At 61.3% G+C, this 21,938-nt stretch carries 25 protein-coding genes, 1 other RNA gene and 2 riboswitches; of the genes, 9 read left to right on the forward strand and 17 right to left on the reverse strand.

Annotated elements, in window-relative coordinates:
- Positions 1-16 precede the first annotated feature (16 nt).
- The 14 genes from NPX02_RS04735 to gcvT all read right to left on the reverse strand — a co-directional run bounded on the left by NPX02_RS04735 (position 17) and on the right by gcvT (position 10,669).
- The gene (locus NPX02_RS04735; RefSeq protein WP_260292237.1) at positions 17-178 is read right to left on the reverse strand and encodes a hypothetical protein; all 162 of its coding nucleotides are present in this window, start codon (positions 176-178) and stop codon (positions 17-19) included.
- Complete coding sequence (locus NPX02_RS04740; protein ID WP_260292238.1) at positions 156-506, reverse strand: hypothetical protein; 351 nt, start codon at positions 504-506, stop codon at positions 156-158. The genes NPX02_RS04735 and NPX02_RS04740 overlap by 23 nt, the downstream gene beginning before the upstream one ends.
- A 266-nt stretch (positions 507-772) precedes the next feature.
- Positions 773-1,027, reverse strand: a complete 255-nt coding sequence (locus NPX02_RS04745; protein ID WP_260292240.1) for a hypothetical protein — start codon at positions 1,025-1,027, stop codon at positions 773-775.
- 152 nt (positions 1,028-1,179) lie between these two features.
- Complete coding sequence (locus tag NPX02_RS04750; RefSeq protein WP_260292245.1) at positions 1,180-1,812, reverse strand: LysE family translocator; 633 nt, start codon at positions 1,810-1,812, stop codon at positions 1,180-1,182.
- A gap of 2 nt (positions 1,813-1,814) precedes the next feature.
- Positions 1,815-2,270, reverse strand: a complete 456-nt coding sequence (gene moaE / locus NPX02_RS04755; protein ID WP_260292251.1) for a molybdopterin synthase catalytic subunit MoaE — start codon at positions 2,268-2,270, stop codon at positions 1,815-1,817.
- Positions 2,271-2,365: 95 nt separating this feature from the next.
- Positions 2,366-2,620, reverse strand: a complete 255-nt coding sequence (moaD, locus tag NPX02_RS04760) for a molybdopterin converting factor subunit 1 (RefSeq protein WP_260292258.1) — start codon at positions 2,618-2,620, stop codon at positions 2,366-2,368.
- Positions 2,617-3,867 carry a molybdopterin molybdotransferase MoeA gene (locus tag NPX02_RS04765; protein WP_260292264.1) on the reverse strand — a complete coding sequence of 417 codons (1,251 nt, stop codon included), beginning with the start codon at positions 3,865-3,867 and terminating at the stop codon, positions 2,617-2,619. The genes moaD and NPX02_RS04765 overlap by 4 nt, the downstream gene beginning before the upstream one ends.
- 53 nt (positions 3,868-3,920) lie before the next feature.
- Entirely contained in the window at positions 3,921-4,439 is a 519-nt protein-coding gene (gene moaB / locus NPX02_RS04770) for a molybdenum cofactor biosynthesis protein B (protein WP_260292271.1), read from the reverse strand.
- A gap of 147 nt (positions 4,440-4,586) precedes the next feature.
- Positions 4,587-5,519 carry a carbohydrate kinase family protein gene (locus NPX02_RS04775; protein ID WP_260292274.1) on the reverse strand — a complete coding sequence of 311 codons (933 nt, stop codon included), beginning with the start codon at positions 5,517-5,519 and terminating at the stop codon, positions 4,587-4,589.
- Positions 5,520-5,808: 289 nt separating this feature from the next.
- On the reverse strand, positions 5,809-6,177 hold the full coding sequence (locus NPX02_RS04780; RefSeq protein WP_260292275.1) for a diacylglycerol kinase: 369 nt from the start codon (positions 6,175-6,177) through the stop codon (positions 5,809-5,811).
- Positions 6,178-7,635 (reverse strand): aminomethyl-transferring glycine dehydrogenase subunit GcvPB, encoded by a 1,458-nt coding sequence (gcvPB, locus tag NPX02_RS04785; protein ID WP_260292278.1) that lies wholly within the window; start codon positions 7,633-7,635, stop codon positions 6,178-6,180.
- Positions 7,636-7,653: 18 nt separating this feature from the next.
- Complete coding sequence (gene gcvPA / locus NPX02_RS04790) at positions 7,654-9,051, reverse strand: aminomethyl-transferring glycine dehydrogenase subunit GcvPA (RefSeq protein ID WP_260292282.1); 1,398 nt, start codon at positions 9,049-9,051, stop codon at positions 7,654-7,656.
- A 16-nt stretch (positions 9,052-9,067) separates the two neighbouring features.
- A complete protein-coding gene (gene gcvH / locus NPX02_RS04795; RefSeq protein ID WP_260292283.1) occupies positions 9,068-9,463 on the reverse strand; it encodes a glycine cleavage system protein GcvH in 396 nt (131 codons plus the stop codon).
- A 114-nt stretch (positions 9,464-9,577) separates the two neighbouring features.
- A complete protein-coding gene (gene gcvT, locus NPX02_RS04800; protein WP_260292286.1) occupies positions 9,578-10,669 on the reverse strand; it encodes a glycine cleavage system aminomethyltransferase GcvT in 1,092 nt (363 codons plus the stop codon).
- A gap of 55 nt (positions 10,670-10,724) precedes the next feature.
- Positions 10,725-10,820: riboswitch (glycine riboswitch) on the reverse strand.
- A 15-nt stretch (positions 10,821-10,835) separates the two neighbouring features.
- Positions 10,836-10,923, reverse strand: a riboswitch (glycine riboswitch).
- A 357-nt stretch (positions 10,924-11,280) separates the two neighbouring features.
- On the opposite strand from gcvT, the gene NPX02_RS04805 reads away from it, so the two are divergent.
- The 4 genes from NPX02_RS04805 to NPX02_RS04820 all read left to right on the forward strand — a co-directional run bounded on the left by NPX02_RS04805 (position 11,281) and on the right by NPX02_RS04820 (position 15,687).
- Positions 11,281-12,297, forward strand: a complete 1,017-nt coding sequence (locus NPX02_RS04805) for a Fe(3+) ABC transporter substrate-binding protein (RefSeq protein ID WP_260292288.1) — start codon at positions 11,281-11,283, stop codon at positions 12,295-12,297.
- A 360-nt stretch (positions 12,298-12,657) separates the two neighbouring features.
- Complete coding sequence (locus NPX02_RS04810; RefSeq protein WP_260292289.1) at positions 12,658-14,331, forward strand: ABC transporter permease; 1,674 nt, start codon at positions 12,658-12,660, stop codon at positions 14,329-14,331.
- Complete coding sequence (locus NPX02_RS04815) at positions 14,306-15,385, forward strand: ABC transporter ATP-binding protein (RefSeq protein WP_260292290.1); 1,080 nt, start codon at positions 14,306-14,308, stop codon at positions 15,383-15,385. Before NPX02_RS04810 ends, NPX02_RS04815 begins: the two co-directional genes overlap by 26 nt.
- A gap of 119 nt (positions 15,386-15,504) precedes the next feature.
- On the forward strand, positions 15,505-15,687 hold the full coding sequence (locus NPX02_RS04820) for a hypothetical protein (RefSeq protein ID WP_260292291.1): 183 nt from the start codon (positions 15,505-15,507) through the stop codon (positions 15,685-15,687).
- Between the two features lie 60 nt (positions 15,688-15,747).
- On the opposite strand, the gene pepP is transcribed toward NPX02_RS04820, so the two are convergent.
- The gene (pepP, locus tag NPX02_RS04825) at positions 15,748-17,052 is read right to left on the reverse strand and encodes a Xaa-Pro aminopeptidase (protein WP_260292292.1); all 1,305 of its coding nucleotides are present in this window, start codon (positions 17,050-17,052) and stop codon (positions 15,748-15,750) included.
- Complete coding sequence (locus NPX02_RS04830) at positions 17,049-17,603, reverse strand: UPF0149 family protein (protein ID WP_260292293.1); 555 nt, start codon at positions 17,601-17,603, stop codon at positions 17,049-17,051. Before NPX02_RS04830 ends, pepP begins: the two co-directional genes overlap by 4 nt.
- A 140-nt stretch (positions 17,604-17,743) precedes the next feature.
- On the opposite strand from NPX02_RS04830, the gene NPX02_RS04835 reads away from it, so the two are divergent.
- From NPX02_RS04835 to NPX02_RS21325, 5 genes are all read left to right on the forward strand, one after another.
- Complete coding sequence (locus NPX02_RS04835; RefSeq protein WP_260292294.1) at positions 17,744-17,974, forward strand: TIGR02449 family protein; 231 nt, start codon at positions 17,744-17,746, stop codon at positions 17,972-17,974.
- 71 nt (positions 17,975-18,045) lie between these two features.
- Positions 18,046-18,360: a cell division protein ZapA gene (locus tag NPX02_RS04840; protein WP_418067316.1), complete on the forward strand. Its 315-nt coding sequence runs from the start codon at positions 18,046-18,048 to the stop codon at positions 18,358-18,360.
- A 29-nt stretch (positions 18,361-18,389) separates the two neighbouring features.
- A non-coding RNA gene (gene ssrS / locus NPX02_RS04845) (6S RNA) lies at positions 18,390-18,573 on the forward strand.
- A 24-nt stretch (positions 18,574-18,597) separates the two neighbouring features.
- Complete coding sequence (locus NPX02_RS04850; protein WP_260292295.1) at positions 18,598-19,188, forward strand: 5-formyltetrahydrofolate cyclo-ligase; 591 nt, start codon at positions 18,598-18,600, stop codon at positions 19,186-19,188.
- A gap of 188 nt (positions 19,189-19,376) precedes the next feature.
- Positions 19,377-19,883, forward strand: coding sequence for a hypothetical protein (locus NPX02_RS21325; protein WP_305792755.1), 507 nt, complete (start codon positions 19,377-19,379; stop codon positions 19,881-19,883).
- A 149-nt stretch (positions 19,884-20,032) separates the two neighbouring features.
- Here NPX02_RS21325 and ilvA read toward each other — a convergent pair whose 3' ends face one another.
- Positions 20,033-21,571 carry a threonine ammonia-lyase, biosynthetic gene (gene ilvA, locus NPX02_RS04865; protein WP_260292296.1) on the reverse strand — a complete coding sequence of 513 codons (1,539 nt, stop codon included), beginning with the start codon at positions 21,569-21,571 and terminating at the stop codon, positions 20,033-20,035.
- Positions 21,572-21,938 lie beyond the last annotated feature (367 nt).

The raw sequence follows: 21,938 nt of genomic DNA on the forward strand, positions 1-21,938 counted from the left end.
CCTTTTTTATGCCGTACTACCACAGGGGTCGGAGTCGATCCGGCAGCACCAGCTGGGCCGCCTCGGCCAGCGGGATGAAGTTGTCCGCGGCGGTGACCCGGGCGATCCGGTGCCGTCCGGTCGGGGTACCGGTGGAGATGCCGATGCCGTTGTCCTCACAGACGAACAGGATCGGCATGGGCGAGTTCTGGTAGGCGGCCCAGCCCGCCGCGTTGATCGCCCCCTGGGCGGTCGAGTGGTTGGCCGAGGCGGCGCGACTGGTTGTCGAGATGACGACTCATCAACTGGCTCTCGAACAGATCCACCAGTTCGGTGGGAGCCAGGCCCACCTCGGTTGGCGTGAGATCGACAACCGGTTCGGGTAACGCCCCTTGCATCACCTGTTGGGGAAACAGGGCTTCCAGCATCTCGGCGCGGCTTTTCATCAGGGTCCATTCATACCGTTGAGAGCAGGCCGGGAGACGGCTCACCCCGGGAATCAACAGATTATGGATAGCATAGCGCACCCACAGCACCGGTAAACACCGTTATCTGCGCCACTGTGCCCCATCCCGCGCCAGACGCTCGCCGGCCCCAAAAAAAACCAGCCCGGCATTGCCGGGCTGGTTTTTTATGGCTATATCCGAGTTAGTTGTTGGTGTCGACGAAGCTTGATGGATCACCCCGAAGGAGTGCCTGCGGCGCGAAGGTCTTCGCGGCAAAGCCACGACAAAAGCACCATCCCGCCTGCTACACCCAACTGGTATATCGCCTTTTTATACCCTACCGGGGATTACAGCCCGGACGGCCGCTCAGACGGATGATCCTGCATGCTGTTTCTGAACTGCTCCTGCATCGGCTCCTCTTCCATCCGGCCGGCTGCGGTGGCCGGCAGACGGGTCAGATCCTCGGACTGCGCCATCTGCTCATTGCTGTACTGCCAGGTACCGGCATGGAGCAGGTCGTACTTGGAATCTCCAGCAAAATCCGCCGATGCGGTGCCGATCGCTGCCAGGGTAACAAAACCGGTTATCAATAGACGTTTCATGGTCAATCTCCTCTGTGACTTATTGAGGGATCTCATTCGATCCTTGCTAAAGAAGACCCGGAGTCACGGCCATTTCTTTCAGCCGGGAGGACCAATTTAATGGCGGAGGAGGGAGCACGCGCGAGCCGATTCAGGCGCCAGCGGCCACCCGGTCACCCCAGTGCGAGCCAGATACCCACCCCCATCATCAGGCTGCCCGCCAGGCGATTGAGCAGCCGCACATTGCCGCGCTGCCGCAACAGCAGGCTCAGGGTGCGGCCGCCACTGGCATAGAGCACCAGACAGCTGAACTCAATCAGCAGAATCAGGCCCAGCAGCACGCTGAGCTGCGGAACCATCGGCCGCTGGTCACTGATAAAGGGCGGCAGCAGGGAGATGAAGAAGGCCCAGCCCTTGGGGTTGGCCACGGCAGTCACAAAGCCCTGCAGCGCCAGCGCCATCCCGGTGGAAGGCGCCTGCCGTGGGCAGTCGAGATTGATCGCCAGCTTGCCGCGCGAGCGCCACATCTGGAGGCCGAGATAGATCAGATAGGCGCCGCCCACATACTTGAACAACTCAAACAGTGTCGGGTATTGCAGCATCAGGGTGGCCACGCCGATCACCGCGGCGGCGGCCACCAGCCCCACCCCGAGCAGTTCGCCGGCCATCATCCAGAAGGTGCGCCGCAGGCCGATGGTCATACCCAGGGTCATGGAGAGAGTCATGCACATCCCCGGCGTCACCGAGACAATGAAGAAGGTAGGTATGAAGACCCCCAGCAGGGTGGGATTGAGGGTGGTGCCCATGGCTAGCGCTGCCAGCGGCGCTCCGCTGCATCGTCGCTGTGGCGTGCGTCGACCCAGCGCTCGCCCTCCGCGGTCTGCTCCTTTTTCCAGAACGGGGCACGGGTCTTGAGATAGTCGATGACGAACTCGCAGGCCTGGAACGCCTCGCCGCGGTGGGCGCTGGCCACCGTCACCAGGACGATGGGATCCAGCGGATGCAACGGGCCGACCCGGTGCACTACGCGGATACCCATCAGCTGCCAGCGCGCCTCGGCCTCGTCGACGATCGCCTGTAACGCCTTCTCGGTCATGCCGGGGTAGTGTTCCAGGGTCATGGTGCTGACCCGGTCGCCCTCGTTGATGTCGCGCATCTGGCCGAGAAAGGTGACCACCGCGCCGATGGCCGGATTGTCCCGCCGCAGCTCTTCCTGAATCGCCGCGAGATCGAAGGGTTCGGTCTGGATTTTGATCTGGTTCATGGAATTTTACCGTGATCTGAAGGGTTGAACAGATCCGCAGGAAGAGACGCCCCCGCTACGCTAAACCCACTTTCTACAAAGAGTATAGATGCTGCCTAACCGCCGGTGACCGGCGGGAAAAAGGCCACTTCGTCGCCATCCGTCACCACCGTCGACAAGTCGCACATCTCCTGGTTCACCGCCACCAGCACGGTCTGGTCATCGGCAAACACCTCGCCCCAGACGCCACCGCGCGCTTTCAACAGGTCGACAATGGCGGCGACCGTGGCCAGATCCGCGCGGTAGTCCAGGGTCTCCGAGCCGGTCTGGAGCGCCTCGCGCAGGCGGGCGAAATAGAGCAGATTGATCATTTGAGTAACTCGCTGAAAGGCAGGAATTGCACCATTTCTCCCCGGACCAGGGTCCGCTGCTCGGGGAGGATCGCCAGGCCATTGGCCCAGGTGAGGGAGTTGAGCACCCCGGAGGAGCGGCTGGAGTACAGGCTGATCTGCGCCTGGCCGCAGGCATCCAGATTGAGCTGGGCGCGGGCGAACTCGCGCCGTTTTTCGGCCTTGGGCCAGTCGAAGTCGGCCTTGGCCAGGATCGGTGTGGGTGCCAGTTCCGCCTCCCGAACGCCCTGGGCCTTGAGGATGAAGGGGCGGGCGAACAGGCAGAAGGTGACAAACAGGGAGACCGGGTTGCCGGGGGTACCGATGAACGGGGTGCCCTCGATATGACCAAACGCCAGCGGTTTGCCCGGGCGGATGGCGATCTTCCACAGATCCAGGGAGCCGAGCGCCTCGACCGCCGGCTTCAGATGGTCCTCTTCGCCGACCGACACGCCACCGGAGGTCATCACCAGGTCGGCCTGGGCGGCGGCTGCGGAGAGCGCCTGGCAGGTCGCCTCGAAGGTATCCTCGACGATACCGAGGCTGACGATCTCGCAGCCCAGCGACTGCAGCAGTGCCTGCAGGGTGTATTCGTTGGAGTTGTAGATCTGACCCGGACCCAGTGGCTGGCCGGGGTTGATCAGTTCATCACCGGAGGAGAACAGCGCCACCTTGAGCCGGCGATAGACCACCAGTTCGCCGACGCCGACGGAGGCCGCCAGTCCAAGATGCTGGGCGCCGAGACGGGTGCCCGCCTGCAGCACCTCCTGGCCGATACGGGTGTCCTCGCCGGCATAGCGGATATTGGCACCGGACTCCACCGTCTGCCGGATGACGACCTGGTCGCCCTCCTGCTCGCACACCTCCTGGATCACCACGGCATCGGCGCCCGGCGGTACCGGCGCGCCGGTAAAGATGCGCGCCGCCGTGCCGGCCGCCAGTGGTTGAGGCGCGGCCCCGGCCGGGATGCGCTGCGAGATGGCCAGACGGCAGGGCACCTCCCCCAGGTCGGCACTCTGCACCGCATAGCCGTCCATGGCGCTGTTATCCCAGGGCGGCATGTTGATTTTGCTTACCACCGGCTCGGCCAGGATACGGCCGTTGGCCTCGGCCAGCGGCACCAGCTCACGCTCGCCCACTGCCTTGGCGTGGGCGAGCAGCAGGGCCAGCGCCTCTTCCAACGGCTTCATGCCCGGTTCGGCTACGGAGGAACAACCACACTCACTCATCGATCTCTACTCCCGGTTCTGGTGCTGAGCCCGGCGCTGGCGCCGGGCCGGAATCAGGCCCGGAACATCTGGGCAAAATTACAGGGGCGGGTGCGGTGATCCAGTTGCGGATTGAGGATCTTGTCCCAGCCGGTGCGGCAGGCCCCGGTAGAGCCCGGCAGGCAGAACACCAGGGTCTGGTTGGTCAGCCCGGCAATCGCCCGGGACTGGATCGCCGAGGCGCCGATCTCCTCCAGGGAGACATGGCGGAACAGTTCGCCAAACCCCTCGATGGATTTCTCCAGCAGCGGCATGACCGCCTCCGGGGTGCTGTCGCGCCCGGTGATGCCGGTGCCGCCGGTGCTGAGCACCACGTGCACTTCCGGGTCGGCGATCCAGCGCGAGAAGATCGCCCGCATCTGGTAGACATCGTCCTTGACGATCGCCTTCTCCACCACCCGGTGGCCGGCGGCCTCGGCCCCCTCCTGGAGGATCCGGCCGGACTTGTCGGTCTCTTCGGTGCGGGTGTCCGAGATGGTCAGCACCGCGATATTCAGGGGCACGAAGCCCGATTCGTCATAATGTCCTGTCATGTTCCGTTCTCTAAAAAGCTTGAAGGGGCCGGTGCCAAACCCGATACCTGACGGGGTGGAGTCAAACTTAAACCGTTGCTGCGGATCCCCTATCCCTGGAATTACATATTTGACTCCGACCGCATGCGCAATTCCGCGCCTATTGGCTCAGAGGGTGTAACCGAAGGCGATCTTGAAGCACTGGGCGAACTCATCGCACTGGAAACGGTGATTCTGCGGCCCCGCCTCCTCGATCTTGATGCCGCCCATCAGTGAGGCGATGCGCCCGGTGGTCTCCCAATCCATGCCATTCATCAAACCATACAACAGCCCGGCCCGATAAGCATCACCACAACCCGTGGGGTCAACGATGTTGGCCACCGGCGCGACCGGGATTTCATGCACCTTGTCGCGGGTATAGATCAGCGAGCCCCGCGCACCCCGGGTGATCACCACCGCCTCCACCCGCTCGGCCATCTGCGCCGGGCTCAGGCCGGTGCGCTCTTCCATCAGCTTGGCCTCGTAGTCGTTGAAGGCAAGCCAGGTGGCCTGGTCGACGAAACGGGTCAGCTCCTCGCCGTCAAACATCGGCAGCCCCTGGCCGGGGTCGAAAATGAAGGGGATCCCCTGTTCCAGGAACTGCTCGGCATGTTCGATCATCCCCTGGCGGCCGTCCGGCGAGATGATGCCGATGCTGCAATCCTTCGCCTCCGCGACCCGGTTCAGGTGGGAGTGGGACATGGCCCCCGGATGGAAGGCGTTGATCTGGTTGTCGTCCCGATCGGTGGTGATGTAGGCCTGGGCGGTATAGCTGCCCTCGATCACCTTGATATGATCGCGGCTGACGCCGTTCTCGTCCATCCAGTTGGCATAGGCGCCGAAATCGCCACCGACGGTGGCCATCGGCTTGCCCTCGCCACCCAGCAGTTTCAGGTTATAGGCGATATTGCCGGCACAGCCGCCAAACTCGCGGCGCAGCTCCGGCACCAGAAAGGAGACGTTGAGGATATGCACCTGCTCCGGCAGGATGTGGTTCTTGAACTGGTCCTGGAAGACCATAATGGTATCAAAGGCCATTGAGCCACAAATCAACGCAGACATTCCGTCCTCCATCACTATTATTCAAGCCGGGGATTCTACACCGATCAGTGCAGGGTTGGGTAGAACACCGCTCTCGGCCATGGCATCCTCGGCTCCGTATACGGTACGTCCCTGTACCACTTCTCCTGACCTACGCGGTATAAGTCCACCCCTGGACAAAACTGCCAGTCGGGAGCCCGTCTGGCAATGATCCAGATCAGATGCGGGGTTCGCGGATGAAAATTTCCTTAGAGCCAGCGCAAGAATAATTCCGTATTACCGAATACAGGAACTTATCTTGCACGGGTCCTTACCACCGGGGGGCGAGTATCAGCAGCCAGATGACGAGGGCCATCGCAATGGCCAGGAACACCGCGGCCGAGCCGACATCCTTGGCCCGACCGGAGAGTTCATGGTGTTCGTTGCCGACACGGTCGACTACCGCCTCGATGGCGGAGTTGAGCAGTTCCACCAGCGGAACCAGCAGCAGACTGCCCGCCAGCAGTGCCCGCTCCACCCCCGTCTGCCCCAGATAGAGGGCCAGCGGCAGCAGCGGAACCAACCCCAACAGCTCCTGCCGGAAGGCGGCCTCGTGCCGCCAGCAGGCGCGGAATCCGGCCAGGGAGTAGCCGCCGGCATTGATGATACGACGCAGCCCGGTGGCCTTCTGTTCCGCCACCTAGCCGGCGTCCCGCTGGCGCCAGGCCAGATCCAGCTCGCGCGCCGCCTTCACGTCATCCAGCCGTTTCACCGGCAGGGTATGGGGCGCACCCTTCACCAGTCCCGGGTCTTGCGTCGCCTCCTCCAGGATGCGGCCCATAGCGTCGATGAAACCATCCAGCGTCGCCATATCCTCGGTCTCGGTCGGCTCGATCAGCAGGCACTCCGGCACCAGCAGCGGAAAATAGGTGGTGGGGGCGTGGAAGCCGTAGTCCAGCAGCCGCTTGGCGAAGTCCATGGTGTTCACCCCAAGCTCCTTGGCCTGCTTTTTCAGGGTGATGATGAACTCGTGGGTGGCGCGCCGCTGCGGATAGGCGGCCTGGAAACCGAGCGCCTGCAGCCGCTTGAGCATGTAGTTGGCATTCAGGGTGGAGAACTCGGCCACCCGCGGCATCCCTTCACGGCCCAGCAGGCGGGCATAGATATAGGCGCGCAACAGCACCCCGGCGTTACCGGCAAAGGCGGTCAGGCGGCCGATGCTCTCGGGGCACTCCCGCTCGGTGAGCCAGCGGTATTCATCCCCCTCCCGGGTCACCATGGGTACCGGCAGGTAGGGGACCAGGCGTTCGCTCACCCCGACCGGACCGGCCCCCGGACCGCCGCCGCCGTGGGGGGTGGAGAAGGTCTTGTGCAGGTTCATGTGGATCACGTCGAAGCCCATGGTCCCGGGGCGCACCTTGCCGAGGATGGCGTTCAGGTTGGCGCCGTCATAGTAGAGCAGCCCGCCCGCCTGGTGCACGGTCTTGGCGATCGCCTCGATGTTGCGATCGAACACCCCGAGGGTGGAGGGGTTGGTCAGCATGATGCCGGCTGTGTGCGGCCCCACCACCGCCTTCAGCGCCTCCAGGTCCACATCGCCGTCCGGGCCGGTGGGGATCTCCCGCACCTGGTAACCACACATCACCGCCGAGGCGGGATTGGTGCCGTGGGCCGCGTCCGGCACCAGGATTTCACACCGCGCGCTGTCGCCCCGAGCCTCGTGATAGGCGCGGATCATGGCGACCCCGGCAAATTCGCCCTGGGCACCCGCCGCCGGACTGAGTGACACCGCCCGCATGCCGGTCACCTCGCGCAGCATCTCCTGCAGCTCGTAGAGGCAGGCCATGAAGCCCTGGCTGTGGCTCTCCGGTGCCTCGGGATGGCGCGACAACAGGCCCGGCAGGCTGGCCAGGCTGTTGCAGGCGCGCGGGTTGTATTTCATGGTGCAGGAACCCAGGGGATAGAATTGGGTATCGATGGAGAAGTTCTTGCGCGACAGGCGGGTGTAGTGGCGCACCGCCTGCATCTCGGAGACCTCCGGCAGGGCCGCCGACCGCCGGCGCCGGAACTGTGCCGGAATAGAGCTGATATCCGCCTTGTCGAGCGGGGACTGGGCCGGGGCATAGCGACCGGCCTTGGATTGTTCAAAGATCAACATGCTGACAAATTCTCCCGATTACTCTTTCGGCACCAGACCACAGGTGACACCACCCTGCAGCTGGATCACCCGGGCCAATTTTTCCGCGTAGGCGGCAATCTCCTCCGCAGTGCGCTGTTCGGTGGCACAGATCAGGATCGCCTCGCCCAGCTCCGGATAGTCGCGGGAGAGATCGAGCCCGCCCAGCACATTGTGCGCCGCCAGGGAACGCAACACGCCGGCGGCCGGTGCCGGCAGCCGCAATACCCGCTCGTGGAAGGCCGGGCGGTCAAACAGCGACGCCACCCCCGGAATGGCGCTGAGGGCCTCCACCAGCGCGCGGGTATTGGCATAACTGGCGGCGGCGGCCCGTTCCAGCCCCTCGCTGCCCAGCAGGGCCATGTGGATGGTGGCGGCAGTGACCATCAGCCCCTGGTTGGTGCAGATGTTCGAGGTCGCCTTGGAACGGCGGATATGCTGCTCGCGCGCCTGCAGGGTCAGGGTGTAACCCACCTTGCCATCCAGGTCCTGGGTGCGCCCGATGATGCGCCCCGGCATCTGCCGCACGTGCGCCTGCTGGCAGCAGAGGAAGCCGAAGTAGGGACCGCCGGAGGCGAGCGGCGCACCCAGCGGCTGCCCCTCGCCACAGCAGATGTCGGCACCCTGGCCGCCCCACTCACCGGGCGGACTCAGCAGCGCCAGACTCAGCGGATTGACCACGCCGATCGCCAGGGCGCCATTGGCATGGGCCCAGTCGGTCAGTACATCCACCTCCTCGAGCACGCCGAAAAAGTTGGGCTGCGGAATCACCAGGGCGGCAAAATCCTCACCCCGGTACTGTTCCAGCACGGCCGGATCGGTATGCCCGCCCTGCGGATCGAACGGCAGCTCCACCAGCTCGACCTGCTGGTTCTTGACAATATTGTGCACCACCCGGCGATAGGCCGGATGCACCGTGCGCGGCATCAGGATGCGCTTGGATTTGGACTTGCGGTTGGCCCGCACCGCCATCAGCACCGCCTCGGCCAGGGCCGAGGCCCCGTCATACAGCGAGGCGTTGGAGACATCCATGCCGGTCAGCGCCACCATCATTGACTGATACTCGTAGAGCAGCTGCAGGGTGCCCTGGCTCGCCTCGGCCTGGTACGGGGTGTAGGCGGTGTAGTACTCACCCCGGCCGGTGATCTGCCAGACCGCCGCCGGTATATGGTGGTCGTAGGCGCCGGCGCCGAGGAAGCAGACCGGCTGCCCGTCCTGCTGCGCCCGTTTGCCCATCAGGTGGCCGACCTCCATCTCCGACAGCGCGGTCGGTATGGCATCCAGCTGGGAGAGCCGCAGGCTGGCCGGTATCTCATCGAACAGATCGTCCAGGCTGCCGACACCGATGGCCGCCAGCATCTCCTGGACCTCTGCTGCTGTGTGGGGGATAAATGGCATGTCTCTAAAAGCCCTCTCAGTGCGCTTCCGATTCCATCACGTCGCTGTAGGCGTCGGCATCCAGCAGATCGTCCAGGTCGGCCGGCGCCGAGAGTCTGACCTGGAACAGCCAGCCATCACCGAACGCGTCCTGATTGACCGTCTCCGGGGTGTCCACCAGGGTCTCATTGATCGCAATCACCTCGCCGGACACCGGACTGTAGACATCGGACGCCGCCTTGACCGACTCGACCACCGCGCATTCGGCACCGGCATCCACCGTATCGCCCACCTCCGGCAGCTCGACGAAAACCAGATCCCCCAGCAGCTCCTGGGCGTGATCGGTAATACCGATGACTACCGTGCCATCCTCTTCATCACGCACCCACTCGTGGGTTTTGGCGTATTTCAGATCGTTCGGTACATTGCTCATCTCTAGGCCCTCTATTCGCTAAACGGGTTGTTATCTTGATTTGTTACTTTTCAGTTATTTGGTAAAAAACCTGAAATCATCAGGAGTCTGTCAGACTCGGTCGGCGGTAGCCGATCAGGCTTCAACGCGCGCCTTGCCGTTGCGTACAAAGGGTGGGCGCACCACCCTGGCCGGCACCCGCTTACCACGGATCTCCACCTCACACTCCCCGCCCACCTCCGGCGATACCCGCGCCAGGGCAATGGATTTATCCAGTGTAGGCGCAAATCCGCCGGATGTGATCTCGCCCGCCTCCCGATCGTTGAAAAAGACCTTTTGGTGGTCACGCAGCACCCCCCGGCCGATCAGTACCAGACCGACAAACCGCCGATTGGCGGGATCGCCCTTGTGCGCCTCCAGGGCAGGACGGCCAATGAAGGCCCGATCGGCCGGCTCCCAGGCGATGGTCCAGTTCAACCCGGCCTCCAGCGGCGAGATGGTCTCGTCCATGTCCGAGCCGTACAGGTTCATGCCGGCCTCCAGGCGCAACGTGTCCCGCGCCCCCAGACCGCAGGGCCGCACACCGGTATCCGCCAGTGCCTGCCAGAAGGCGACCGCTTCGGTCTCCGGCAGCATGACCTCGAAGCCATCCTCGCCGGTATAACCTGTGCGCCCGACAAACCAGTCCGCCGCCGTGGCCGCGTAGAAGGGCTGGAGATCGGCGGCCGGCTCCTGCAACGGCACTGGTAGCTGCAGCAACGCCTTGTGCCGGGCAAGGGGGCCCTGAACCGCGATCATGGCCAGATCGTTGCGCGGATTGACCGTGACATCGAAGGCCGGAGCCTGGCGGTTGAGCCAGGCCAGATCCTTCTCGGTGGTGCCGGCATTGACCACCATGCGGAACCAGGTTTCATGCATAAAGTAGACAATCAGGTCATCGATCACGCCGCCCTGCTCGTTCAACATGCAGCTATAGAGGGCCTTGCCGGACTCTTGCAGACGTGCCACGTCATTGGCCAGCAGATGGCGCAGAAACTCGCGCACCCGGTCACCGGTAAGATCCACCACCGTCATATGACAGACGTCGAACATCCCGGCATCCTTGCGTACCGCATGGTGTTCTTCGAGTTGCGAGCCATAGTGCAACGGCATATCCCAGCCGCCAAAGGGGACGATACGCGCACCCATGCTGTTGTGGGTGTCAAAAAGGATGGTTCTGTTTCCCATGGGATTCTCCACCAGTCAAAAACAAAAAAAGGGCGGCGCAAGGGTTCACCCCCTGCGCCGCCCCTCTGTCCTGAACCTGAGAGTTTGAAACCGGGATCACCGGCCCCTGCCCCGTCGGTGGGCCTGACGGCCACTCTCCAGAGTCAACCCGGAAGGAGACTTCCCTCCCCACACCGCGGTCCTTCTGCCTGAGCGATTCCGGACGGTTTGCGCCTTCGGCGTCGGCCAGGGCCGATCTCTCCCACAGTGGTTTGGATTGAGGGGTCGACTATACCCGTTGAATATCCCTTTGCCAATAATTAGGGCTACCAGATTACCCATCGTACTCGGCCCTACCCGGAAAAAATCTTAGCCGCAAGGAGTGGTGCGAGATGAGTGGTACAGGGATGTACCGATAACGGAGCCGAGGATGCAATGCACCGTTTACGGACCTAAGGATGGAATGAACGCAAATAAACGCGAATAAGGTTACTGAGGCAGAATCCCGATGGGGCTCGGCACAAATTCCCCAACCATCCCTGGACAAAATTAAAGCGCAATAACTATTGATAACGCGAATGATTATTAATAGAATGCGCATCAAAGCCAACAATTCCTGGAGATCAAGAAACATGAGTATCCGCTTCAAGCTAGCCCTTTTTACCACCGCCCTCGCCCTTTGCGGCAACGCGCTGGCGGCCGAGGTGAATGTCTACTCCGCCCGCAAGGAGGCCCTGATCAAGCCGCTGCTGGACCAGTTCACCAGCGAGAGCGGCATCAAGGTCAACCTGGTTACCGGCAAGGCGGACGCCCTGCTGAAACGACTGCAGAGCGAGGGGGCCAACTCACCGGCCGACCTGTTCATTACCGTTGACGCCGGACGCCTGCACCGCGCCAAGGAAGCCGAGGTGCTGCAGCCGATCTCCAGCGAAGTCCTGAGTGCCGCCATCCCGGACCATTTCCGCGACCCGGAAGGCTACTGGCATGGGCTGTCGGTACGCGCCCGGGTCATCACCTACGTCAAGGACCGGGTCGATCCCAAGCAACTCTCCAGCTATGAAGCGTTGGCGGACCCGCAATGGAAAGGCCGTATCTGTATCCGCGGCTCCGGCAACATCTACAACCAGTCGCTGGTGGCGTCGCTGATTGCGACCAATGGCGAGGCGGCCACCCAGCAGTGGGCCGACGGATTGGTGAAGAATTTTGCCCGTGACCCCAAGGGCGGCGACCGGGATCAGGTGAAGGCCGCCGCCGCGGGCGTCTGTGATCTGGCGATCTTAAACACCTACTACCTGGGCGCCATGCTCAACGGCAAGGATGAAAGCGAGCGGGCCGCCGCCGCCAAGGTTGCCCTGTTCTGGCCAAACCAGAATGGCCGGGGAACCCATGTCAACGTCAGCGGCGCCGGGGTCACCCGCTCCGCCAAGAACAAGGAGGCGGCGGTGAAGCTGCTGGAGTTCCTGGCCAGCGAAAAGTCGCAGGGCTGGTATGCCAGCGTCAATCACGAATATCCGGTGCACCCGGGGGTGGAATGGTCCGCGACCCTGACCCAGTGGGGAACCTTCAAGGCCGACACCCTGAACCTCTCGGTGCTGGGCAAAAACAATCCCGCGGCTGTCCGGCTGATGGACCGGGCCGGCTGGAAATAAGGATCGAAGGGCCGGAGTCAAGCCGCTCGGATCTGGAAGCATTTCCCGCCACCGGTGCGCGGCCTGACTCCGACCCCTGTGGGTGCGCGGCTTGCACAATCGCACCGAACCCCAGAAAATAGACCCTTCACGCCTCAGCGCCATTCTCGACGGGTGGCGTTGAGTTTTTTGTTTCACCTGAATCCGTGGCTTCAGGGCATGTTCCGGAGGTCTTGGGTGAGTGTATGCCGCAGGGATGCGGCATCCAAGCCTGCAGGGATGTATTCACGGCGTCTCACCCAAGGCTTCCGGGATATGCCCACGAATACATAGGGTTGGCGGTCAAGCCATGGGTTCAGGTTTCAGTCATTCGGTGAAGCCGTGGCATCTGGCAACTACAGGAGAGCAACCGCACCGCTGTCGTGGCGAACCGGCATTATCGGTACCGCCCTGTTACTGGCCATGCCGGTGCTGGTGGTCTCCAGCTTTGCCCTGGTACCGGCCGGGGAGGTGTGGCGGCACCTGGCCGACACCGTGCTCGCGGATTATGTCGGCAACACCCTGTTACTGATGCTGGAGGTGTCCATCGGCACCCTGCTGATCGGCGTCTCCACCGCCTGGCTCACCACCATGTGCCGCTTTCCCGGCCGCCGTGTTTTCGAGTGGGCCCTGCTCCTGCCCATGGCCATGCCGGCCTATATCATCGCCTACACCTACACCGGCATGTTCGATGTGGCCGGGCCGATCCAGACCGCCTTGCGCGAGTGGCTCGGCCTGCGCTACGGCGACTACTGGTTTCCCGACATCCGTTCGCTCTGGGGCGCCGGCGGCATGCTGTCACTGACCCTCTATCCCTATGTCTATCTGCTCTCCCGCGCCGCCTTTCTGGAGCAGTCGGTGTGTGTCCTGGAGGTCAGCCGCTCGCTCGGCAACGGTCCCTGGCGCACCTTCTTCCGGGTGGCCCTGCCGCTGGCCAGGCCGGCGGTGGTCGCCGGCCTGAGCCTGGCCTTAATGGAGACCCTGGCCGACTACGGCACGGTACAGTACTTTGGCGTCGGCACCTTCACCACCGGCATCTTCCGCACCTGGTTCGGCATGGATGACAGCGCCGCCGCCGCCCAGCTCTCAACCGCGCTGCTGCTGTTTGTCTTCACCCTGGTCCTGCTGGAGCGCTGGTCGCGGCGCAAGATGCGCTACCACCACTCCAGCCAGCGCCATCAGGCACTGCCCGGTTTTGTGCTCAGGGGCCGACAGCGATTCGGCGCCGTGCTGATCTGCTCCGCGACCCTGTTCCTGGGCTTTCTGCTGCCCGCCGGTCAGCTGCTGTTGTGGGCGATAGAGACCCGGGAGATGATCAATTACGAATTTCTGCAACTGACCCTGAACACCGTCGGGCTGGCCGCCGGCACCGCGCTGCTCGCCCTGCTGCTGGCGCTGCTGATGGGCTATGGACGCCGCCTCAGCCCCGACCGGCGCACCGTGGCCGCCGTGCGGGTGGCCGGCATGGGATACGCGGTTCCCGGTACAGTGATCGCGGTCGGCGTCATGCTGCCGCTGGCCTGGATCGACAACAGCATCGACGGCTGGCTGCGGGCGCGCTTCGGCATCTCCAGCGGGCTGCTGCTCAGCGGTACCCTGGTGGCACTGGTGTTCGCTTACCTGGTACGCTTTCTCGCGGTCTCGCTGCAGACGGTGGAAGCGGGGCTGGGCAAGATCAAACAGAGCATTGACGAAAGCGCCCGCACCCTGGGGGCCTCGCCAGGCGAGGTGTTGAAGCGGGTGCACCTGCCGATGCTCAAGGGGAGCCTGCTCACCGCCCTGCTGCTGGTGTTCGTGGATGTGATGAAGGAGTTGCCCGCCACCCTGGTGCTGCGGCCTTTCAACTTCAACACCCTGGCCGTCAGGGCCTTTGAGCTGGCCTCGGACGAGCGCCTGCGGGATTCCGCCAGCGCCGCCCTGACCATTGTCCTGGCGGGGATCATCCCGGTGATCCTGCTGAGCCGTTCAATACGCAATTCAAGAGAGAAGCATGACCTACCGACTGGAACTGAATGAGGCATCGATCGCCTTCGGCACAACCGATGTGGTCAAGCAAGTCAGCCTCAAATTGCGGGAGGGGGACATCGGCTGTCTGCTGGGTCCCAGCGGTTGCGGCAAGACCACCCTGCTGCGGGCGATCGCCGGATTTGAACCGCTGCGCCAGGGCAGTATCGCCCTGCATGGTAAAGTGGTCTGTGACACGCAGCGGATGATTGCCCCCGAGCAGCGCCGGGTGGGTATGGTATTTCAGGACTTCGCGCTGTTTCCCCATCTCAGCGTGGCCGAGAATATCGGCTTTGGTCTGCGCGGCCGGACGGCCCAGGCCAAACAGACCAGGATTGCCGAACTGCTGACGCTGGTCGGCCTGGCCGACTCCGCCCGACAGCACCCGCATCAGCTGTCCGGGGGGCAGCAACAACGGATCGCCCTGGCCCGGGCGATGGCCCCGCGCCCGGAAATCCTGCTGCTGGACGAGCCGTTCTCCGCCCTCGATCCGGAGCTGCGGGGACAGCTGGCCAGCGAAGTGCGGATGCTGCTGAAAGAGGATGGGATCACCGCCATTCTGGTGACCCACGACCAGACCGAGGCATTCACCATGGCCGACCAGATCGGCGTCATGAACCAGGGGGTGCTGCATCAGTGGGACAGCGGTTACAACCTCTATCACCACCCGGCCACCACCTTTGTCGCCGACTTCGTCGGCCGCGGGGCGCTATTCGCCATCACGGTCGCCGACCGCAACAGCATCGACACCCCGTTCGGGCGGCTCAGCGGCAAGCTGCCCAACGGCAGCATACCCGGTACCGGCCTGCAGTTGCTGATCCGTCCGGATGATATTCACCTGACCACCAAGGAGGGGGGCATCACCGCGCAGATCAGTGAACGCCTGTTCCAGGGGGCGGAATATCTCTACACCCTGCAGTTGGAGAGCGGTGACCGCTTTCAGTGTCTCGCCCCCAGCCATCAACAGCACAACATCGGTGACACCGTTTCCCTGAAACTGGACATACAGGACCTAGTGCTGTTTTCGGATAGCGGACAGGCGCTATCGTTCCCCGGGAAGCCCTAAGGACCCGCGCATGATACGGATCGCAAGCTCACCGGCATCCTACGATTTGGTTCCGGAATACGCCGGCCGGTGGTGTAGTCGCCCTATCCATCGCGCGTCAACCGAATAGGTAGGATGCGGTGAGTAAAACGAACTGCATCGCTCACTATACACGGGGTGATTGGCTGGCGTTGTTGGCCGATCTTGATGGCGCCTCGAATCCGGTCCCTTTTTCAGATTCAAGCCTGCCCTTGTTTGAGCGAAGCGAGTTTGGGCAGGCGCTGAAAATGGGGCCGAATTCGAGGAAACAAGCCATCACGTGAGACCGGCAAGGTCGGCCAATCACTTACAGACCGGGCGAGTAGTTACCCGCATCAAATGTATTACGCCATCAGCGCCTCGATCTCCGCCACCGACTTGGGCACATCACTGGAGAGGATGTCATGCCCATCCTTGGTCACCAGCACGTCGTCCTCGATGCGGATACCGATATTCCACCACTTTTTGGCTACGCCTTTGCTACCGGCCGGAATGTAGAGACCCGGCTCGACCGTCAATACCATGCCCGGCTCCAGCAGGCGCCACTTGCCGTCGATCTTGTAATCCCCCACATCGTGCACATCCATGCCCAGCCAGTGGCCGGAGCGATGCATGTAGAAGGGCTTGTACGCCTCGTTTTTGATCAGGGTGGAAACCCGCCCCTTGAGTATGCCCAGCTCCACCAGCCCCTTGGTGATCACCTTCACCACCGCATCGTGGGGGTCGTTCCAGTGGTTGCCGGGACGCACCTTGTCGATGGCCGCCGCCTGCGACTTGAGCACCAGCTCATACAGCGCCCGCTGTTCCGGCGAGAACTTGCCATTGACCGGAAAGGTACGGGTGATATCCGAGGCGTAATAGTCATACTCACAGCCGGCATCGATCAACAGCAGATCACCCGCATTCAACTCAGCGGCATTTTCCACATAGTGCAGGATACAGCCGTTGGCCCCACCGCCGACGATCGGGGTGTAGGCCTGGAAGCGCCCCCCCTGCCGGGCACACTCGTGTACCAGCTCCGCCTCCACCTGCCACTCCATCAGGCCGGGGCGGCAGAACTGCATGGCGCGCTTGTGCGCCTTGGCCGATATCCTGGCCGCCGTGCGCATCGCCTTGACCTCGGAGCGGCTCTTGTACAGCCGCATGTCGTGAAGGTAATGATCCAGCGCCACGAATTCGACCGGTCCGTGGACCCCGGCGCGTCCCTGATTACGGATGGTGCTGATCCATTCCGACATCTGCTTGTCCAGCTCATGGTTGCAGCCCATGGCGTAAAACACCCGCTCGCTCTGCTCGATCATGCGCGGCAGGATGTCATTCAGGTCACCGATCGGGAAGGAATCATCCGCGCCATAGCGCTCACAGGCCCCCTCCTGTCCGGCCCGCCGTCCGTTCCAGGTCTCCTTCTCCGGATCCCGCTCGCGACAGAACAGCACATACTCCGCCTGCTTCCGCCCCGGAATCAGCACCGCCACGGCCTCCGCTTCGGGGAAGCCGGTGAGGTAGTAAAAATCGCTGTCCGGGCGATAGGGGTAATCGGCATCGCGGTTGCGTATCGCTACCGGGGCGGTCGGCAGAATGGCAATGCTGCCCGGCCCCATCATGCGCATCAGCTGGCCGCGTCGCCGTTTGAATTCGCCACTAGTCATGAACGCTCCGTCTCATCCGCAGCCACCTCCGCATGCACCAGCATGGCCGCCACCCAGATGAACTCGGCGACCTCCATCAGCGCCGCCTCCTCTTCATCCCCGGCCTCCAGTTGGTCCGTGTCCAGGCGGCTGATCTCGCTCAGTGAGTTCAATGCCTCTTGCATCTCCGCGGAAAACGGGTGCCCGGAAGACAACCCGGCCACCCCGATGCCGTAGAGAAAACCCTGGCACCAGTCCGCCACCGCCTGGGCACGCAGCCTCAATGGCTTCTCATCATCCGGCAGGAACGGGCTGAAACCGAGGCCAGGCCCCCTCACGGCCGCCAAGGTCTGATCATGCAGTAGCTTGAGTGAATCCGCACACTCGCGCACCAGCAGATCCGTGGCCTGGTCCTCGGTAAAGAGTTCCCCAAACCAACGTGCCTGGGCATCCTCACGACCGGCGCAGACGAGCCCGCACAAAATGCCATGCACCTCGGCGGCGCTGCTCTCGATGTCAGCCGAGGCCATCTGCCGCTCCACACGCTCGTAATTTAAACTGCTCTCGGTCATTGGAAAACTGTCTCAAGGATCAGGGATTATCGGGACACCGTCACTGACGGTGCATTATCTAATAACATATTGACCTAATAATAGTATCATGCCCATGGATAACGTTGACCGACGCGATGGCTCACTCTATATTGGAGCTTATGAACGCGAACGATCTCAATTCCACCACAGAACTGGACCTGAAACGGCTCGAATCACAGCTCGATCGACTGATCATCACGATTGAGCGGCTGAGCGAGGAGAACCGGAATCTGCGCGGTAAACAGCAGGAGCTGATCGCGGAGAGGGCGGAACTGATCGAGAAGACCGAGCTGGCCAGAAGCCGGGTCGAGGCGATGATTTCCCGGTTACGCACCATTGAGACCGGCTGATCAAAAAATTGATCCACACCAGCCATCCAATCTGAAAACCACAAGACCCTAAACACACCCTGGATAAAGCCGTGATCGAAAACAGCATCCCCGTTACCGTGCGCATACTGGACAAGGAATATCGAGTTGCCTGCAACCAGGGTGAGGAGGATAGCCTGATCGCGGCGGCACGTCTGGTGGATCAGAAGATGCGTGAAATCCGCTCCAGCGGCAAGGTGCTGGGAACCGACAGGATCGCGGTCATGGCATCGCTCAATCTCGCCCACGACCTGCTGGAAAAGCAGACACAAAAAGATTCCGTCAACACCGGTATCAACTCACGCCTGCGCACGATGCAGCAGAAGATTGACGCCGTTCTTAGTAAAGAAAATCAGCTGGATCTTTAAACTCAATAGAGTTAGCCTATCCTCACAGGTATCCCCTGCGGTGTACGTAAGCAAATTGGGTATTTTCTTGAGCCTACTCATTACCCCGGGGACATGATGGGAATGACATTGCGCATGTCCGCCCCGAGCGGAAAGCCTTAATCGTCCCTGTTGCCCCCACTTGAACCTACCGGTTCAAGAACGATAATTTGCTACGGCACAGGCGGGGGATGCCTTATTTCATTCCAGCGCGCCCGCATGCCGAATCCAAAAGAAATACGCCAGATCATCCGCGCCAGAAGACGCACTCTCCGCAGACGGGCGTGTGAAAAAAACAGTTCAGCAGCAGCCACCCACTTCATACGCAATATTGCCCTGATCCGCTGCCGACGCATTGCGCTCTACCTAGCCGCCGACGGAGAACTCGATCCCCGCCCTCTTGCCGATCGACTGTGCCAACTCAATAAAAAACTCTATCTGCCGGTGCTCAGACCGAGCCACCATAAAGCGCTCTGGTTTTCCGAATTTCACCAGGATGACCGCCTGCAACCCAATCGCTTCGGGATAGCGGAACCCGACATCCGTCACAGAAAACCGATCCCGGCATGGGGTCTTGATCTGATCATTTTACCGCTGGTTGCCTTCAACAATGAGGGAACACGCATGGGCATGGGTGGTGGTTATTATGATCGCACACTGGCTTACCAGCTTATTCATCAACAGTGGAATCGACCCACGCTGATCGGTTATGCGCATGAATTTCAGCGCATGGAGGCGTTACCGAGACGACACTGGGATGTTCCGTTACACGGCGTGATCACCGAGTGCGGATACCAACAGTTCAGATAACCGGAACACCGTCATCACCATGCATGCAACATGCATCGTCGCCAAACTTGCGCTAAAAAATCAAATCGCCTCTCCAGATGATGCAATAAAACCAAAAAAAGCCAAAATATCCGCAATTTACTAGCTTTTTTTTAATACTTTATTATACTCAAAACTGACTTTTGCATACCAAGCGTGGAGGGAGCGTAATGGCCGTCAAGAAAGCCGCTAAAAAGAAAGCTGCAAAAAAGAAGAGCGCAGTCGCCAAGAAGGCAACCAGCAAGAAGGCTATCGCACCCAAAAAGACCGTCGGCAAAAAGAAAGCCGTCGCCAAGAAAAAGGTAGCGAAGAAGAAGGTAGCCGCTAAAAAGAAGGTTGCCAAGAAAAAGGTGGCGAAGAAGAAAGTCGCTGCCAAAAAGAAGGTCGCCAAGAAAAAGGTGGCGAAAAAGAAAGTAGCCGCTAAAAAGAAGGTCGCCAAGAAAAAGGTGGCAAAGAAGAAGGTAGCCGCTAAAAAGAAAGTCGCCAAGAAAAAGGTGGCAAAGAAGAAAGTCGCCGCTAAAAAGAAGGTTGCCAAGAAAAAGGTGGCGAAGAAGAAAGTCGCTGCCAAAAAGAAGGTCGCCAAGAAAAAGGTGGCAAAGAAGAAGGTCACCAAGAAAAAACCCGCTCTACGTCCGAGAAAAGTCAGGCCACGGAAAAAGGCTGCCGCCAAATCCTGATCCATTCCCGCTCGGCAATTCACAAAAAAGGCCCTGCAAAAGGGCCTTTTTTCATGCGGATCACCCCACCTGCTTCATCCCACGGGCCGGCACGGGTGCCCTGTCCGTAAGGCGTAGGGCGGCATAAGCGACAGCGCATCCACCACGGACTACTCAGGGCTCGTGCAATCACCGCCACAGGCAAACAGGCGGTAGGCGGCGTTGGCCGTCTCCTCCACCCAGGTATAACCCAGGGCCTTGAGGAATGCCTGGAACTCGCGCTTATCACCATGTTCGATTTGTACGCCCATCAACACCCGGCCATAGGCGGCGCCGTGGTTGCGATAATGGAACAGGGAGATATTCCAGCGCTGCCCCATCCCGGATAAAAAGTTCAGCAGCGCGCCGGGGCGCTCGGGAAACTCGAAGCGAAAAAGCGCCTCATCGCTTACGCCCGGCGCATGCCCGCCGACCATATAACGGATATGCAGCTTGGCGGTCTCATTATCGGTCATGTCCAGCACCCGATAGCCACGTTCGCGCAGCTGCAGCACAACCTGCTCACGCTCTGTAACGCCCTCCGTCAGCTCGATACCGACAAAGACATGCGCGCGTGCAACATCGGTAAAGCGGTAATTGAACTCGGTAACACTGCGCTTGCCGATGGCACGGCAAAAGTTGAGAAAACTGCCCGCCTCTTCGGGAATCTCCACCGCCAGCAACGCTTCACGCTGCTCACCCAATTCCGCCCGTTCCGCCACATGCCGCAGGCGATCGAAATTGATATTGGCGCCACTCTCTATGGCAACCAGGCTCTGACCGACCACACCTTCACGTGCGACATACTTCTTTAATCCGGCGACTCCCAACGCCCCGGCGGGTTCCGCTACCGTACGGGTATCATCAAAAAGATCCTTGATCGCCGCACAGATCTCGTCCGTATTGACCAGCAGGACCTCATCCACCACGTCTCTCGCCAGCCTGAAGGTCTCCTTGCCTATCTGCTTCACCGCCACACCGTCGGCAAAGATACCCACCTGCTTCAAGGTCACCCGGCGCCCTTTTTGCAGCGCCATATACAGGGTCGGCGCATCCTCCGGCTCCACACCGATCACCTTGACCTGTGGATAGACATACTTCACATAGGTCCCTATACCACTGATCAAGCCGCCTCCGCCAACCGGTACGAATATTGCGTATGGGGGGCCGGCATGTTGCCGCAACAGTTCCATGGCAATGGTTCCCTGGCCGGCGATCACCTCGGGATCATCGAAAGGATGCACAAAGGTCATACCCTTTTCCGCGGCCAGTTTCAGCGCGTACTCACAGGCCTCATCGTAGGAGTCGCCCAATAACACCGTTTTTGCACCCAGCGCCTTGACCGATTGCACCTTGATGATGGGTGTGGTCTTGGGCATCACGATCAGCGCCTTGATGCCGAGATGCCTGGCGGAGAGCGCCACACCTTGCGCATGATTCCCCGCCGAGGCGGCGATCACGCCATGGCGTCTCTCCTCGGCGGATAACCCGCGAATCCGGTTATAGGCGCCGCGCAGCTTGAAGGAAAAAACCGGCTGCAGATCCTCACGCTTGAGATAGACCTGATTATCCAGTCGATCCGAAAGCCTGACGGCCCTGTCCAACGGCGTCTCGCGAGCCACATCATATATCTGTGCACGCAGGATCCGCTCTATATAACTCTGGGGCATACGCTGACCTGACCTTCTTGTGGGTGATAGACGGGATGAAAATAACCTTACCGTGGATGTAAACTTGAATATATCAAACTTGCTTATCCATAAGCACAGAAATCCTTCTGCGCCAAGGCATGGCTTCCAGGTAGTGCGAGCGGTTATTATGGTGAGCAATCGTAACTACTCACGGGTTGATTGGCCTGCCTCGTCGGCCTCACACGATGGCTTGTATCCTCGAATCCGGCCCCATTTTCAGCGCCTGCCCAAACTCGCTTCGCTCAAACAGGGGCAGGCTGGATCTGAAAAAAGGGCCGGATTCGAGGCGCCATCAAGATCGGCCAACAAGGCAGGCCAATCACTCACAGACCGGGTGAGTAGTTAC

The sequence above is a fragment of the Sedimenticola hydrogenitrophicus genome (assembly GCF_025175675.1).
Classification (GTDB): Bacteria; Pseudomonadota; Gammaproteobacteria; order Chromatiales; family Chromatiaceae; genus Sedimenticola; species Sedimenticola hydrogenitrophicus.